15 protein-coding genes are annotated in these 14992 nt (G+C 34.3%); 12 read left to right on the forward strand and 3 right to left on the reverse strand.

Going from position 1 to position 14992, the window contains the following annotated elements:
- Nucleotides 1–3: 3 nt before the first annotated feature.
- The 4 genes from QUH73_RS04435 to QUH73_RS04450 all read left to right on the forward strand — a co-directional run bounded on the left by QUH73_RS04435 (nt 4) and on the right by QUH73_RS04450 (nt 3559).
- Nucleotides 4–645 carry a hypothetical protein gene (locus QUH73_RS04435; protein WP_289529256.1) on the forward strand — a complete coding sequence of 214 codons (642 nt, stop codon included), beginning with the start codon at nt 4–6 and terminating at the stop codon, nt 643–645.
- The gene (locus QUH73_RS04440; RefSeq protein WP_289529257.1) at nt 638–1210 is read left to right on the forward strand and encodes an HNH endonuclease; all 573 of its coding nucleotides are present in this window, start codon (nt 638–640) and stop codon (nt 1208–1210) included. The genes QUH73_RS04435 and QUH73_RS04440 overlap by 8 nt, the downstream gene beginning before the upstream one ends.
- Nucleotides 1210–2778 (forward strand): Eco57I restriction-modification methylase domain-containing protein, encoded by a 1569-nt coding sequence (locus QUH73_RS04445; RefSeq protein ID WP_289529258.1) that lies wholly within the window; start codon nt 1210–1212, stop codon nt 2776–2778. Before QUH73_RS04440 ends, QUH73_RS04445 begins: the two co-directional genes overlap by 1 nt.
- A 424-nt stretch (nt 2779–3202) precedes the next feature.
- Complete coding sequence (locus QUH73_RS04450) at nt 3203–3559, forward strand: hypothetical protein (RefSeq protein ID WP_289529259.1); 357 nt, start codon at nt 3203–3205, stop codon at nt 3557–3559.
- Nucleotides 3560–3973: 414 nt separating this feature from the next.
- Here QUH73_RS04450 and QUH73_RS04455 read toward each other — a convergent pair whose 3' ends face one another.
- The gene (locus QUH73_RS04455) at nt 3974–4243 is read right to left on the reverse strand and encodes a hypothetical protein (RefSeq protein ID WP_289529260.1); all 270 of its coding nucleotides are present in this window, start codon (nt 4241–4243) and stop codon (nt 3974–3976) included.
- A 142-nt stretch (nt 4244–4385) separates the two neighbouring features.
- On the opposite strand from QUH73_RS04455, the gene QUH73_RS04460 reads away from it, so the two are divergent.
- On the forward strand, nt 4386–4781 hold the full coding sequence (locus QUH73_RS04460; RefSeq protein WP_289529261.1) for a terminase gpP N-terminus-related DNA-binding protein: 396 nt from the start codon (nt 4386–4388) through the stop codon (nt 4779–4781).
- A 205-nt stretch (nt 4782–4986) separates the two neighbouring features.
- Here QUH73_RS04460 and QUH73_RS04465 read toward each other — a convergent pair whose 3' ends face one another.
- Both QUH73_RS04465 and QUH73_RS04470 read right to left on the reverse strand, forming a co-directional pair.
- Nucleotides 4987–5211 (reverse strand): helix-turn-helix domain-containing protein, encoded by a 225-nt coding sequence (locus QUH73_RS04465; RefSeq protein ID WP_336622385.1) that lies wholly within the window; start codon nt 5209–5211, stop codon nt 4987–4989.
- A gap of 13 nt (nt 5212–5224) precedes the next feature.
- Nucleotides 5225–5854 carry a DUF2975 domain-containing protein gene (locus tag QUH73_RS04470; RefSeq protein WP_289529262.1) on the reverse strand — a complete coding sequence of 210 codons (630 nt, stop codon included), beginning with the start codon at nt 5852–5854 and terminating at the stop codon, nt 5225–5227.
- Nucleotides 5855–6174: 320 nt separating this feature from the next.
- Here QUH73_RS04470 and QUH73_RS20840 point away from each other — a divergent pair, with 320 nt between their 5' ends.
- The 7 genes from QUH73_RS20840 to QUH73_RS04500 all read left to right on the forward strand — a co-directional run bounded on the left by QUH73_RS20840 (nt 6175) and on the right by QUH73_RS04500 (nt 14802).
- Nucleotides 6175–6375: an EamA family transporter gene (locus QUH73_RS20840; protein WP_442913389.1), complete on the forward strand. Its 201-nt coding sequence runs from the start codon at nt 6175–6177 to the stop codon at nt 6373–6375.
- Complete coding sequence (locus tag QUH73_RS04475) at nt 6375–6881, forward strand: YkgJ family cysteine cluster protein (RefSeq protein WP_289529263.1); 507 nt, start codon at nt 6375–6377, stop codon at nt 6879–6881. The genes QUH73_RS20840 and QUH73_RS04475 overlap by 1 nt, the downstream gene beginning before the upstream one ends.
- Nucleotides 6882–6936: 55 nt before the next feature.
- Complete coding sequence (porQ, locus tag QUH73_RS04480; RefSeq protein WP_289529264.1) at nt 6937–7962, forward strand: type IX secretion system protein PorQ; 1026 nt, start codon at nt 6937–6939, stop codon at nt 7960–7962.
- A gap of 147 nt (nt 7963–8109) precedes the next feature.
- Complete coding sequence (cmk, locus tag QUH73_RS04485) at nt 8110–8802, forward strand: (d)CMP kinase (protein WP_289529265.1); 693 nt, start codon at nt 8110–8112, stop codon at nt 8800–8802.
- Between the two features lie 23 nt (nt 8803–8825).
- Nucleotides 8826–10673, forward strand: coding sequence for a 6-phosphofructokinase (gene pfkA / locus QUH73_RS04490; protein ID WP_289529266.1), 1848 nt, complete (start codon nt 8826–8828; stop codon nt 10671–10673).
- A gap of 111 nt (nt 10674–10784) precedes the next feature.
- A complete protein-coding gene (priA, locus tag QUH73_RS04495) occupies nt 10785–13259 on the forward strand; it encodes a replication restart helicase PriA (protein WP_289529267.1) in 2475 nt (824 codons plus the stop codon).
- Nucleotides 13260–13800: 541 nt separating this feature from the next.
- Nucleotides 13801–14802, forward strand: a complete 1002-nt coding sequence (locus QUH73_RS04500; protein ID WP_289529268.1) for a bifunctional heptose 7-phosphate kinase/heptose 1-phosphate adenyltransferase — start codon at nt 13801–13803, stop codon at nt 14800–14802.
- Nucleotides 14803–14992: the final 190 nt, after the last annotated feature.

Below are 14992 nucleotides of genomic sequence, written 5' to 3' on the forward strand. Positions count from 1 at the left end.
AATATGACGAAATATAGATTAGGCATAATTGACGAATCAGAAAAAGATAGAACTAAAAGCATAGCTTTTTTTGAAGATGATTTTGAGTGTATAGAACTATCCTTGGATGTTGAAAATGAAGATGAATTAATTAATCAAGTTATAGAGAATCAATTGGATGCAGTTGCAATTGATTACAAATTAATAGATCATCCTAAATTAGATTTTAATGGCAATATCATTTTGAAAAAATTAATGGATGAAAGGTATAATTTCCCTGCCTTTATTTTAACAAATTTAGTCCCTGATGCTTCAGAAGAAAATATCGATGATTTTAGAATAATTTCAAAGAGGGCAATAAATCCAGAATCAACAGAAGGTGAAGAACTGTTAAAGAAGCTAAAAAACTATATAATAAAGTATTATAAAGAAATAGAAAAAAAAGAAGAAGAACTTTTTAACCTAATCCAAAAAGAACAGAAAGAAGAATTGAGTGACCCTGAAAGAGAAAAAATGATTGACTTAGATGATTTCTTAGAACATTCATTTAGTCAAAAATCAAAAATACCAACAGGATGGAAAAGACCTGAAGGTTTTGAAGGAATAGAAAAGATGAGAAAGCTAGCCGAAGAAATTTTAAAAGAAATAAAAGGAGAAGATGAATAATTTCAGAGAACAGAATCCATCCAAAAGAGAGATTGATAAAGTTGTATCTAAATATCAGAATCATAAATCTGATTTAAAAATAGACTTTAACAATAGGTGTGGTTATTGTGATGACCATGCTACTTGGCGTAGTTCTTTTTACGAAATTGATCATTTTGTTCCTAAACAATATCTATCTGGCAAAGAAATAACGGACTACGGGAATTTGGTTTATTCTTGCCGTTACTGTAATAATTCAAAGCGTGCTAAATGGCCTACAGGAGATAAAAATAACCCAAATGATGGTAAGGCTGGTTTTGAAAAACCGTGGACTTCAGATTATTCTAATATCTTCAGAAGAGATGATAAAGGAAGAATAGTATCAGATTCAGATTTAGGTAATTGGATGATAAAAAATTTGAATCTTGGATTAAAAAGACATTCAATAATATGGCAACTAGACAAATTAAAAAGTGTAGTAGAACAAATAAAGACTCATTATGAAAGTAAAGAAAGCATTGACCCTAAAATTGAGTTTTTATTAGAGTATATTAAATTGAATGAAATGTTGAGAGATAATATTTAATGAAAGACATTAAGAAACATACGGGTTCATATTATACACCAGATTTTTTAGCTGGGTTCATTTCCAAAAGAGTTCTCTCTCATTTTGAAGGTAGGAAACGTATATCTATTCTTGAACCAAGTGTAGGGAATGGTTCATTTATAGCAGAACTCGATAAAAGTAAACTTGCAATTAATGTTACAGCGATTGACATTAATGTACAGGAGCTGAAATATGCTAAATCTAAATGGAATGGCAATAAGTCTGCATTTATTAATAGTGATTTCTTAAATTTTAACACAGAAAAAAAATTCTCTGCTATAATTGGTAATCCTCCTTATGTTAAGAAAAGCTTTTTGAAAGAAGAGCAAATTGAAATTGCAAAAAGAATACATGAAAAGGAAGGTTTATCTGAAACATCCGTAAAAAACATATGGACTACTTTTTTAATTAAGTCAAATACGCATTTAGCTTCTTCAGGTGTTTTAGCCTTCGTTTTGCCTTCTGAGCTTCTTCAGGTAAAGTTTGCTGAAGAAATAAGAGAATATCTTAAAAATCAATTTCAAAGGATAGAGATTTTTACTTTTAATGATTTAATGTTTGAGTGCAAAGGACAAGATACTATTGTTCTTTTTGCATACAAGTTACATTCTCAAAAAGGGGAATACTTTACAAATATCGTTAATAAGAACAGTCTAATAGATCAGTCTTTTGAATTAAAAAATAATGACTTATTGGTAGAGTCAAAAGTAAAATGGACACATCATTTCCTTTCTAATGATGAAATAATCTTTTTAAAAAGGCTAAAAGAATCTCTCTCAAAAATAAATGACTATTGTGAATCTAAACCTGGCATTGTTACAGCAGCAAATAAGTTCTTTATCATTGATCGGCAAATAGAAGAGAAATTTAATTTATCAAACTATACTAAACCGATAATTCAAAAAGGATATTATGTGAATGGTAGTGTCGAATTTAATTATTCAGATTTTGCCAACTTAGAGAATAAACACCCATCACGTCTTATTCAGCTTAATAATAGCGATATAATCAACAATGATTTGAAAAAATATCTTGAAATAGGCGTTGAGCAAGAAATTCCGAAAAGATATAAGTGCACGAAAAGAAATAACTGGTATGTTATTCCGAATATAGCTAATTCACCGGATGCTTTCTTTTTCAAAAGGAGTCATCATTATCCTAAATTGTTAAAGAATAATACAAATGCCTTGGTTACAGATTCTGCTTACAAGGTTATGGTTCGGGAAGGATTTGATTTAAATAGCCTAATATTTTCTTTTTATAATTCATTAACTCTAGCATTCTCAGAAATTGATGGGAGATATTATGGTGGAGGAGTTCTAGAACTTACACCAAATGAATTTAAGAATTTACCTATTCCTTATGTGGCAATTAATAATCAAGACTTTGTAGAATTTGTAAACAGATTTGAAAACAAAAATAATATAAATGAAGTTTTGCACATAAATGATAAGCTAATACTTAACAAAGTACTTAACTTATCGCTACCTGACATTGAGAAAATTCAAAATATTAGAAAAAAACTTATAACGAAACGAATGAGATAACCCCTCCCCTTTATGCTCAAGCACATTTGCCTTTTCCGTGCCTCCAAAGTCAAAAGAACTTTCATTCCGACCCAAGACAGAAAACAAAGCTAGCATACTACAATGTGTATAATTAAGGGTTTCAGAGGTTTTCGAGCATTGTAGTTTTGAGTGGCAACATGACAAGGTTTAAAGCCCGAAATCCCTTACAAAGTCATACATTTAACGTTGCACTAAAAAAAAACAGATAACAACAACAATATTAAATGATAGTAATACTAACAACTTAACAAGACGCATACAAAGGCGAATATTATTGACAGAATACAAGGGTAAGACTGAAACCCTAACAGTCTGACAGTCTGAGACCATTGATTTCATTGGTAAATTGTGGTTCCAGAGGTCGCCGGTTCGAGACCGGTCTTTCACCCTAGATAAAAAGTCAATGAAAATGCGCCTTACGGCGCATTTTTTTATGGCTAAAATTATAGACCTACTACGTAGCGAATACTCAAGCGAATACTTTGTGAAAAAATATACTACACCTTGTATTTATCCAAAAATTGTAATTTCCAAGCCACTTTCCTCATTCACAAATGATGAGAAAAATGCTATTCTGAAAAAATACAACCGCTGGTATGTTTACTATTCTTTTGAACATCCAACGGCAAAAACTGAGTTCGGAAATCCTAAAAAAATCCGTCAGGCTCCCATTTATTTTAATGTCAATAAAGATCACCCTGATTTCGATGAACGGGGTCAGGAGGAAAAGTTGGGGGGATTAAATTTTAAGCATTTTTGATAGTCGAAAAAAAAAACTCAACATATCCATACTAAAATCTATCTGGAACAACATAAAGGTAATAATTGTAAACTCAGTGGATTATAGCAGCTTCTGTTAAAACTCCTCCTATACCACCAACTACAACCCCTGAAACGGAAACTAGAATTGTTAAAATAATATTTCATTGGAATTTTCTCGCCACACTTCTATATTTCTTTTGTTATTGGTAAGAAATTGAGGAATTCAATGACAAACTCCAGGAATAAGACAACCAAACCCAATATACAGCCAATATTAATATCACAAAAAACAATACAACCAAAAGTCTGTCAATCACTTTGGCTTTTGTACTAAAAATATCATAATTATTCATCTTATTCATACTTACATTACAAAACGCACACAAAAGATAAGAGTGTCACTTTTTACTTCTCAATCATGCTCCACATTAAACAAATCTTCTTTATTAATTGGTCTAGGTGGAGTATTATATAACTCTTCAGGATTACATTCAAAAAAATCAGCAAGCCTTATAATTACTTCAGAAGGAAAATCTTTTACTGAACCTTCCGGAGCATTAAGAATTCTGCTAACATGTTCTCTTGTTCTGCCCATCATCAATGCAATTGCCTTTCTGAGTGCAGCTCCCTCCTTGGCTTTCAGATTCCCCAATCGATCATTGATGTTAAATTTTTTCTGCATTGAATACCGCTATTTTAAAACTATTGCTTAATTTGTGCGCTAGAGATCACATAACCCTTATTCTATTTCACAATAAAGATTATAAATTTCACAAAGATGTCCAAATAAAATAGACACTTTTTGATTAAATAATTCACACCCTATGTCAAAAGGCGATATTATCAAAACATTAATTACAGAATCGGGACTGCCAATTACTGAAATTGCAAGAAGAATTAATGTTGACAGACGAACAATATATACCTATATGAAGAAAGACAATTGGAAACCTGAAACTTTAAAACAGATTTCGATTGCCTGTAATAAAGATGCCAACTATTTGCTAAAAAAAATATTGGACAGCAACTCTAAGCAAGGAGAAGATAAACAGATAAAAATAGAAGAACCAAACGTAATCTATCACAGTACAAAAAAACTAAACGATCTTTTAACCGAAAATGCAATTCTCCTGCACAAATTAGTGGAATTACAGGAAAAACATATTCTACTGCACGAGGAGTATTTACAATTAAAAAAAACAATTCCGAACAAGCAATAATTCGCACAGATAATTTACTCAAAATTCAATTCTAAACTGATATTTTGAAAACTTAATATATTGGAGATATTAGTCTAAAAGAGATTATTGATTACATAGAGGCAACAAAAAAAACAATCCCACCTACGAAACAGTTATTTTGTGACTAGCTTGAATTGGTGACAAAATTTCACGTAAATTCCCTCTATGTAAATTTCAGTCAACATTAATTCGGAGAATCATCTTCACACGGCATATAATCCAGAATATCAGCTGGTTTACAATCGAGTTCACGACAAATAGCCTCCAATGTAGAAAAACGTATGGCTTTCGCCTTACCACTCTTCAGAATAGATAAATTGGCTACAGTAATCCCTATTCGATCTGCAAGATCTTTCGAACTCATTTTTCTCTTGGCCAGCATCACATCTAAATTTGTTATTATTGGCATGTCAATATTTCCTTTAAATTGTTAATTCAGCATCATTTTTCATCTCCAAACCAACCTTATAAACTTCAGCAACAACAAAAAGAATCATAGCCTTGAATACACCAGTAAGAATTATTCCATCGGGTATAAGCCTTAAGAGATTACCTGCTAATTTAAAATCCTCTATCAAAAACATAGAAAAACCAAAAAATATAACAAAAGTATAAACAGAATAAGCTAAAATCAAAAATGCCAATTTTCGAATTCGAATGTAATTCTCCTTGCAAAAATAACCCTTCTCTCGATTTTCTTCTTTTAATGTATTAAAAATATCTTTTAGTTGCTTAACACTTAAAATAAAGAATCCCATAAGAATTAACTTATTCAATACTGCAACAATTCGGAACCAAATATTACTTGAAATAATAGACTCGGGTCTAACAATAAATTCACGAATTCCTTCCATGTGTTCTCCCCATAGAAAAGAAAAAGAATACGGCAGCTCTACTGTGCTGTAAAATGGTAAACTAAGCCCAATATCATCCCCAATAATCAGGAATACAACTCCAGAAATCGCGCCTACCACACCAATCAAAATACTAAAAAAAAATACAACATTAAACAGCCCGTAAAGAAACCCTATAATTCTGTTACTATCTTTCATATGTTTATAATTATATGTTTTTGCTATATGGAACTTACCATGCTGAAATAATCATCTCCCTGTGCGTCAAAATCGCTTTGGCATGGACGTTTCATTTGTTATGAGATTAATTAACATTACAGACACAAACATAAATAATAATTTCTTGTTTAGCAACAATTTATTATCGAATAACAATAATTAATTATTAATATATAACCATTTGCACATCAAATTTATTTGACATTATAATTACCCTACACTCCTAATTTTCAATACTTACCTAACATACAGCCAAAAACCGAAGTGTGAACAATTTCACTTAAACTCATCCTATTCGCATCCTCTTTAACTTAAATTCTACTAGAATTACACAAACCAATATTTTCATCAATGCTATTCCTGTTTTTACTGCTATATTTGCCTATTTCAAACTCGATGAAATTTTAAACTTCCAGAAAATGGCAGGTATTTCCATCGTAATTTGTGGTTTGTTTCTATCCCAAGCCAAACAAAAACTTTCAAAAAACAGAATCAAGTAATGAGCAATATAGAGATCGATTTGGAGTTACTGAAGCAGAATGCAAAAAATACCGAAGCTGCTACCAAAGAATTATTCACCAGACTTAAAAAGAAGAAACCCAAACAATTGGACTCTATTGTTCACACACTTCACGATGAAGTATTCGAAGATCTGGATTGTTTGGAATGTGCCAATTGCTGCAAGAGCATTAGTCCGATTGTTATCGATAAGGACATTGAACGTCTGGCAAAACAGTTTCGAATGAAACCTTCCGAATTCATCAATCAATATCTGTATATGGACAATGAAAACGATTATGTTTTTAAAGAAACTCCTTGTCCGTTTTTAATGCCTGACAATTACTGTATGGTTTATGAAAATCGTCCTCGTGCCTGTCGCGAATATCCACATACCGATCGCAAACGCTTCTTTCAAATACTCGATCTTACATTAAAAAATACACATTACTGTCCGGCAGTATACGAAGTAGTCGATCGCCTTAAAAAGAAAAAAGAACAACTGTAAGCAAAAATCTTTTCATTCGGATTTCTATCTTTAGGATGCCTAAGCAATCAATTTCATGAATAAAACAGCAATTCTAATCCTCATTTCCCTTCTTGCAAGTCTTTCTTTGAAAGGCCAAAATGGAGGCGAGAACATCTATGAGTTTCTGAATTTGGGAAGTTCGGCCAGAGTTGTTGCTATGGGAGGAGATCAAATTGCACTAAGCGATGTGGATGCAGATTACTCTTTTTACAATCCCGCAGCCCTTCATCCCGATTTGGATCAAAAAGTAGCTTTGAATTACGTAAATTACCTTACCGATATTAATTACGGATATGCTTCCTACACCAAAGATTACACTAAAACAGGCACCTTTTCATTGGCGATGCATTACGTAAACTATGGAAAATTTACCGAAGCAAACGAATTTGGAGAAATAACAGGCAATTTTAAAGCTTCCGATTACGCACTGATTATTAGTTACGGCCGGCAATTGAATAAGAACATTCGTGTGGGAGCTTCCATAAAACCGATCTACTCATCATTAGAAAAATACAGCTCTTTTGGTTTGGCCGCCGATTTGGCTTTTATCTACGACAGTTCCGATGAACTATTCAGAGCTTCAATTGTGGCACGGAATTTTGGTTATCAGATAAAAGCTTACTACGGATCGCATCGGGAAGATCTTCCGAATGAAGTATTAATTGGAATGAGCACCAAACTGCAACACGCTCCTTTCCGTTTTGCAATCACCTACCGCCATCTGGAAGAATTCGATCTGACTTACGAATCCGAATTAAATAAAACGGACGACTCCTTCTCAAAATCAAGCAAAGACGGCTTCTCCGACAAAGCACTGAAGCACTTTATTTTAGGCACAGAGTTTCTGCCATCGAAGAACTTTAGCATTCGGCTGGGTTACAACTTTCAGCGAAGAATGGAACTTAAAGTCGATGAAAAAACTTCTACTGTTGGATTCACCTGGGGATTTGGAGTTAAAGTTTCCCGTTTCCGGATAAATTTTGCCTCGGCAAAGTATCATTTAGCAGGTGCTAGCAATCATTTTTCAATCAGCACCCGATTAAGCGACTTTAATTTCTAAAAAAATAATTCAAATTACGCATTTCAATCGTTTACAGGAGACTATAATCTTTCGCACCCCCTATTTTTAGTTCCAAATCTCATATTTTGATGGATTTTCTTTATACTTTTGTAGCCAATTGCACAAAAAAATCGAGCAATAAATAGAATGGATATACCTGAAAAGAAACTAATTATAGCAATCGACGGACATTCGTCGTGCGGAAAAAGTACTGTTGCCAAGGATTTGGCAAAAAAAATTAAATACACTTATATTGATAGTGGTGCAATGTATCGGGTGGTAACTCTTTTTGCAATGAGAAACAACTTAATTTCCGGCGACAAAGTAGATGAAAATAAGTTGGCTCATTTGATCGACCAAGTAAACATCTCTTTTCAATACAACACTGAAAAACAACGTCACGAGACTTATTTGAATACTGAATTGGTTGAAGATGAGATTCGTAAAATGGATGTTTCGAACAATGTAAGTTTGATTGCTAAAATCAAATTTGTTCGTGAGAAAATGGTGGCTTTTCAACGTGAATTGAGCAAAGAAGGTGGAGTTATAATGGATGGCAGGGATATTGGAACTGTGGTTTTCCCAAATGCTGATTTGAAAATATTTATGACTGCCGATGTGGAAATAAGAGCCATTCGCCGTTATAAAGAATTAAAAGATAAAGGAGAAAATATTTCATTGGACGAAATCAGAGAGAACGTTTCAAAAAGAGATTATATCGATGAAAACCGTAATGAAAGCCCACTTCGAAAAGCTGATGATGCAATTACACTCAACAACAGTCATTTAACTCCTGATGAACAATTGGATTGGATTGTTGATCGAATGAATGAACTATAGGTAATCAACAGATAGGATAAAGAATGAATATTGAAATTGATCCTAACGCCGGATTCTGCTTTGGTGTTGTAAATGCCATAAATAAAGCGGAAGAAATACTGAAAGAGGATAATCAACTCTTCTGTATTGGTGATATCGTTCACAACAATATCGAAGTTGATCGCCTTAATGCTCAAGGATTACAAGCAATCAATCACGATCAGTTTTCGAAACTATCAGGAAAAAAAGTTTTATTTCGAGCACATGGAGAACCGCCATCCTCTTATGAAACAGCTAAAAAACAAAATATTAAAATTATTGACGCTTCGTGCCCGGTAGTTTTAAACCTGCAAAAAAAAATAAAAAAAGCATACCGGGAGATTAAGAAGTCAAACGGTCAAATAATTATATACGGTAAAAAAGGTCATGCCGAGGTAAATGGTTTAGTCGGTCAAACCGAAGACAAGGCAATTGTTGTTGAAAACACAGAAGATCTAAAATTGGTAAACTTTAGCTTGCCGGTTGTTCTGTTTTCACAAACAACAAAAACCATTTCAGGCTTTGCTGAAATTTCAGAATATCTGAAAAAAGAATGCAAAAACAGCCTTAGTATTAATGACACAATTTGCAGAAAGGTATCAAATCGTGTTCCTTTAATTGAGGATTTTGCAAGCAAACACGATGTGATCATTTTTGTGAGCGGGGAAAAAAGTTCGAACGGAAAATTACTGTTCGACGTCTGTAAAAAAACAAATCAGAACAGTCATTTTATCACTTGTCCCGATGATCTGAATATGGATTGGTTTGCGAATGCGAAATCGGTTGGTGTAAGTGGAGCAACATCTACTCCTGCCTGGCTGATGAATAAAACAATTGAAAAAATAAAACTTGAAAATAAAAACGATTTAAGCATGTCTAAAATTAAGAAAATTGGAGTTTTAACTTCAGGAGGCGATGCTCCAGGAATGAATGCAGCCATCAGAGCTGTTGTTCGTGCTGCTATTTACAACAAAATTGAAGCTGTAGGTATATTCCAAGGATACGAAGGCTTAATTCATGGTGATTTTAAAAAAATGAAATCTCATGATGTAAGCAACATTATTCAAAAAGGCGGAACTATTCTTCGTTCGGCCAGAAGTGAAGAATTCAGAACAGTAGAAGGAAGAAAAAAGGCGCATGAGCAAATGATTGCCAACAAAATAGATGCTCTGGTAGTAATTGGTGGTGACGGAACATTTTCAGGAGCACGTATTTTTACTCAGGAATATGATATCCCTGTAGTGGGAATTCCGGGTACTATCGACAATGATTTGTACGGTACTGATTATACCATTGGTTACGATACAGCTATCAATACTGTAATTGAAGCTGTTGATAAGATACGTGATACGGCGAGTGCTCACAACCGTTTATTCTTTATTGAAGTAATGGGACGTGATGCTGGTTTTATTGCTTTACGAAGTGGTATTGCTACAGGAGCGGAAGCCATTTTGATTCCTGAAAGAGAAACTCATACTCAAGATCTGCAAAGATATCTTGAAAAAGGGTACAAAGAACACAAATCGAGTGGTATTGTAATTGTAGCCGAAGGTGATAAATCTGGCGGAGCTTATACAATTGCTCAGGAAATTGGGAAAGAACATCCTGAATACGATATCCGTGTTTCCGTATTAGGTCACATGCAAAGAGGTGGTTCTCCATCGGCTTTCGACCGTGTTACGGCTTCTACTTTAGGTGTTGCTGCAGTTGATGCATTACTGGATGATCAGAAGAGTATCATGGTAGGAATAGTAAACGGTGAAGTTTCACATGTTTCATTCAACAAAGCAATTAAAAATAAAAAGAAAGTGAAGGATTCACTATTGAGTCTTAACGATATTCTTTCTATCTAAATAATTTGAGCACGGTGGTTTTTGTTCATGCCAGCTTTCCTGTTAGGATTTAATGCCCAAATGATGAGATTCTAATCAGAACTCATAACTTTGAGGAAAATGCACACAGTAATGAACAAGACTACCGAATTTGCAGATATTATACTGCCACTTCCATTGGCCCGGCTTTTTACCTACTCTATTCCAGAGGAACTAAAAGCTGATGTGGCCATTGGAAAAAGGGTAGTTGTTCCCTTTGGCAGTAAAAAATTCTACACCGGAATTGTTAAAAGCACTCACAACACTCCTCCTGCTGATTATTCAACCAAAGACATTATTACTTGTCTGGATGAATCTCCGATTATCAATTCTTTTCAATTCAATTTTTGGGATTGGATATCACAATATTACCAATGCACCTTAGGTGATGTTTTTAAAGCTGCTCTTCCTTCAGGATTAAAGCTGGAAAGCCAAACCAAGATAACTGCAAACGAAGATTTTCAGACTCAGGAAGCCCTTAGCAAAACCGAGGAGCAAATTTTGAATGTACTAAAGCATTCAAAGGATGTGAACATCTCTGCTTTAAATCAGGCCACAGGATTAAAAAATACGCTTCCTCAAGTAAAATCACTACTCGAAAAAGGAGCTGTTTCCATCGAAGAACAAATCATTAACCATTACAAGGAAAAGAAAAAAGAGTTTGTTCGATTGGCATCTGATTTTAACGAATCGGAAATGGGAGATTTGATTAATGACCTAAAAAGAGCCAAAAAGCAACAGGAGGTTCTTCACTCCTATCTCAACCTTTCCAAACACTATTTTGAGGAAAATGCTCAGAAAGTTTCGGTCCTGGAACTTTTAAAGTCAGCAGATGTATCCAAAAGTGTTTTAAAAGCTTTGGTAGAAAAAAGCATTCTTGAAATTTATCATGAAAAGCTGGATAGAATCGATCTGTCTCAAGCAGAAACTTCAGGACTAAAAGAGCTGAATGAATACCAGAAAAAAGCAATTGCTGAAATCCGTAAGAATTTTGAAGAAAAGAACTGTGTACTGCTTCACGGAGTCACCTCAAGTGGAAAAACAGAAATATATATCCATCTGATTCAGGAGCAATTACAGCAAGGCAATCAGGTTCTTTACCTGTTGCCTGAGATTGCTTTAACAACTCAGATCATCAATCGGCTTCGAACTGTATTTGGAAATAAAGTAGGAATCTACCATTCAAAATTTAACGATGCCGAACGGGTAGAAATTTACAACAACATCAATCAAAACGATCCTGATTCTGCATATCAGGTTATTTTAGGTGTTCGTTCATCAATATTTTTACCTTTCAAAAATTTAGGATTAATTATTGTCGATGAAGAACACGAAAACACGTACAAACAATTCGATCCGGCTCCACGATACCACGCCCGCGATGCTTCTATCTACCTGGCTCATTTGCATCAGGCTAAAACTTTATTGGGGACTGCGACACCAGCCATCGAAACTTATTACAATGCCCAAACAGGCAAATATGGTTTGGTAGAATTATTTCAGCGATACCAAAATCTGGAAATGCCCGAAATAATTATTGCTGACATAAAGGAAGCCAAGCGAAAAAAACAGATGAAATCCATGTTCTCTCCTGAGTTGATGCAAATGATGGAGACTTGTCTGGAAAATAAGGAACAGATCATTCTATTTCAAAACAGAAGAGGATATTCTCCCTACCTGGAATGCAAAAGCTGCGGATGGGTTCCTCATTGTCCAAACTGCTCTGTCAGTTTAACATACCACCGATTCAACAATCAATTGGTTTGCCACTACTGTGCTCACAGTATTCATCCGCCAAGCAGTTGCGATCATTGTGGCTCAACCGAAATTGAAGACAGAGGTTTTGGAACTGAAAAAATTGAAGAAGAATTGACGGAATTATTTCCCAATGCACGAATTGCAAGAATGGATTTGGATACCACCCGTAAAAAGATGGCCTACGAAAAGCTTATCTACAAATTCGAAAACAATGAGCTTGATATTTTAGTGGGCACACAGATGGTTTCGAAGGGTCTCGATTTTGATAATGTTAGTTTGGTGGGCGTTTTAAATGCTGACTCGATGCTGAATTATCCGGATTACCGTGCCTATGAGCGCAGTTTTCAAATGATGGCTCAGGTTTCCGGTCGTGCCGGACGAAAAAAGAAAAGAGGAAAAGTACTGATTCAAACTTTCACGCCAGAGCATCCAATCATTAAAAATGTGATTGACAACGATTACCTGTCTATGTATAATGGCCAGCTGGCAGAAAGAAAGGAATACATTTATCCACCATACTATCGATTAATCAACATCTGTTTAAAACACAAAAACCAGACTGTAGTGAATCAGGCGTCAGAAACCTTAGCAAAATCTTTACGGAAAATTTTTGGCATCCGTATTTTTGGACCTCAAGCACCTGTTATTAATCGAATTCAGAACTTTCACATTGTTAATATTCTCCTGAAAATAGAGAAGAAAAGTTCTCCATCAAAAGCCAAATGGATTTTAAATCAACAAGCGAATCATTTAAAAAGCATGGATAAATTTAAGTCTGTCCAAATAAATTTCGATGTTGATCCGATGTAAAAATCTTCTTTTACGATTCAAAAAGCACTCACAACGGAGCTATTTGCTCTGACAGACCAGCCTTTTACTATAATTTTGATGTGAAAACTACTAAATAGATGCTTTTTACTGTTATTAAGATGTAAAATACATGGTGATATTAGTTTTTCACCTAAAAAGAGAAGCTAATTACTTAATCGATACTGTTTTGCAACTAAAGAATGATGTAAACCGCATAAGGAATAAATGTTTTTTATTAAAATATCATGCAAATTACATAAGCAACAAAGTTTTTTTCATAAAAACACAAAGGGTTTTACTCCAAAGCCCTCGCTAACTGCATCGTAAATCAGGTCTTTCACTCCATTACCGGCCCTGTTTTTCAGATGATAAGGACATCCGGCTTCTTAGGCAATAAGCACAAACACATCAGCGAAAGCTCCATTTTTTCACGCCTGCAAAGTTTTTTAAAAATGTTAAAAATACATAAGGGATGTACCAAAAATTCGCAAACACGTGAATTTGTTTATCTTTGCTTTCATAATTCAAAAACCAGGAAATAGTGAATATAATTGAATTAGAACAAATCTTCGGGTCCTTCTCCAAATTGAATGTATTAATTATCGGCGACGTTATGGTCGACGCTTATGTTTGGGGAAAGGTAGATCGAATATCGCCGGAAGCTCCGGTACCAATTGTTTCTTGTGTTAAACGCGAAAGTAGATTAGGGGGAGCCGCCAATGTAGCTCTAAATATCAAATCATTAGGCGCAAACCCTATTCTTTGTTCGGTGATTGGAAAAGATGAAAAAGGCACAGAATTTCTAAACCTTTTAACTGACATACAAGAGGAACAATATGGAATCGTTGTTAGCAGTAAACGCAAAACAACAGTAAAAACGCGCTTCATAAGCAATAATCAACACCTTATTCGTGTAGATGAAGAAGATACTCATGAATTAGCGGATGAAATAGAAGATGAATTTATTGATCACATCAAAAGTTTAATCGAAAAGCATGAAATTCATGCGATTATTTTTGAAGATTACGACAAAGGTGTAATCACTAAAAATCTGATTGATGAAATCACCAATCTTGCTAATAGTAAAGCAATTCCTGTTTCCGTAGATCCTAAAAAACGACATTACAACGATTATAAAAATGTAAGCCTTTTCAAACCCAACTTCAAAGAATTTGTGGAAGGTTCCAATCTCCTGCTTGAAAAAGGAGATATTCAAGGATTATTCGATGAAGCCAAAAAGTTTCAGAATGAAATGGGTATTAAAAAACTATTTATTACGTTATCTGAGTTAGGCGTTTTTATCAGCAATGAAAAAACCTATGAACATATTCCTGCTGTAGTTAGGCAAATTGCTGATGTTTCAGGAGCCGGTGATACTGTAATCAGTGTTGCTACCTTGTGTTTGGCCGCTGGTATGAATGCAAGACAAATTGCCGCAATCTCGAACCTTGCAGGTGGAATTGTGTGTGAAATTCCGGTTGTTGTTCCAATCAACAAGGATCAGCTTTTAGCCGAAAGCAGTATGATAATCGACAAACTTTAGAAAATCAAAAGGGCTATCCTGTGATTATGAAAAACGTTCATCCCCAGGGAGTTCTGTTTCCTTATACTTTTAGCCTTACAAGGCTATAATATGTTGATAATTTACTTGCTTTTGTTACTATTTTAGATGGCTTCAAAATTTTAAATATGCTTTAAAATAGTATCTTTGGAACAAGATCATTTTTATAATA

This window comes from Labilibaculum sp. K2S (genome assembly GCF_030372765.1).
In the GTDB taxonomy this organism is placed as follows: domain Bacteria; phylum Bacteroidota; class Bacteroidia; order Bacteroidales; family Marinifilaceae; genus Labilibaculum.

Bases quoted from the DNA above. Each gene is read 5' to 3' on its own strand.
- porQ (WP_289529264.1), top strand. From the start codon at position 6,937: ATGAATAAAACAGCAATTCTAATCCTCATTTCCCTTCTTGCAAGTCTT.
- priA (WP_289529267.1), top strand. From the start codon at position 10,785: ATGAACAAGACTACCGAATTTGCAGATATTATACTGCCACTTCCATTG.
- QUH73_RS04445 (WP_289529258.1), top strand. From the start codon at position 1,210: ATGAAAGACATTAAGAAACATACGGGTTCATATTATACACCAGATTTT.
- QUH73_RS04475 (WP_289529263.1), top strand. From the start codon at position 6,375: ATGAGCAATATAGAGATCGATTTGGAGTTACTGAAGCAGAATGCAAAA.
- QUH73_RS04440 (WP_289529257.1), top strand. From the start codon at position 638: ATGAATAATTTCAGAGAACAGAATCCATCCAAAAGAGAGATTGATAAA.
- QUH73_RS04450 (WP_289529259.1), top strand. From the start codon at position 3,203: ATGAAAATGCGCCTTACGGCGCATTTTTTTATGGCTAAAATTATAGAC.
- QUH73_RS04435 (WP_289529256.1), top strand. From the start codon at position 4: ATGACGAAATATAGATTAGGCATAATTGACGAATCAGAAAAAGATAGA.
- cmk (WP_289529265.1), top strand. From the start codon at position 8,110: ATGGATATACCTGAAAAGAAACTAATTATAGCAATCGACGGACATTCG.
- pfkA (WP_289529266.1), top strand. From the start codon at position 8,826: ATGAATATTGAAATTGATCCTAACGCCGGATTCTGCTTTGGTGTTGTA.
- QUH73_RS04460 (WP_289529261.1), top strand. From the start codon at position 4,386: ATGTCAAAAGGCGATATTATCAAAACATTAATTACAGAATCGGGACTG.
- QUH73_RS04470 (WP_289529262.1), bottom strand. From the start codon at position 5,854: ATGAAAGATAGTAACAGAATTATAGGGTTTCTTTACGGGCTGTTTAAT.
- QUH73_RS04465 (WP_336622385.1), bottom strand. From the start codon at position 5,211: ATGCCAATAATAACAAATTTAGATGTGATGCTGGCCAAGAGAAAAATG.
- QUH73_RS04455 (WP_289529260.1), bottom strand. From the start codon at position 4,243: ATGCAGAAAAAATTTAACATCAATGATCGATTGGGGAATCTGAAAGCC.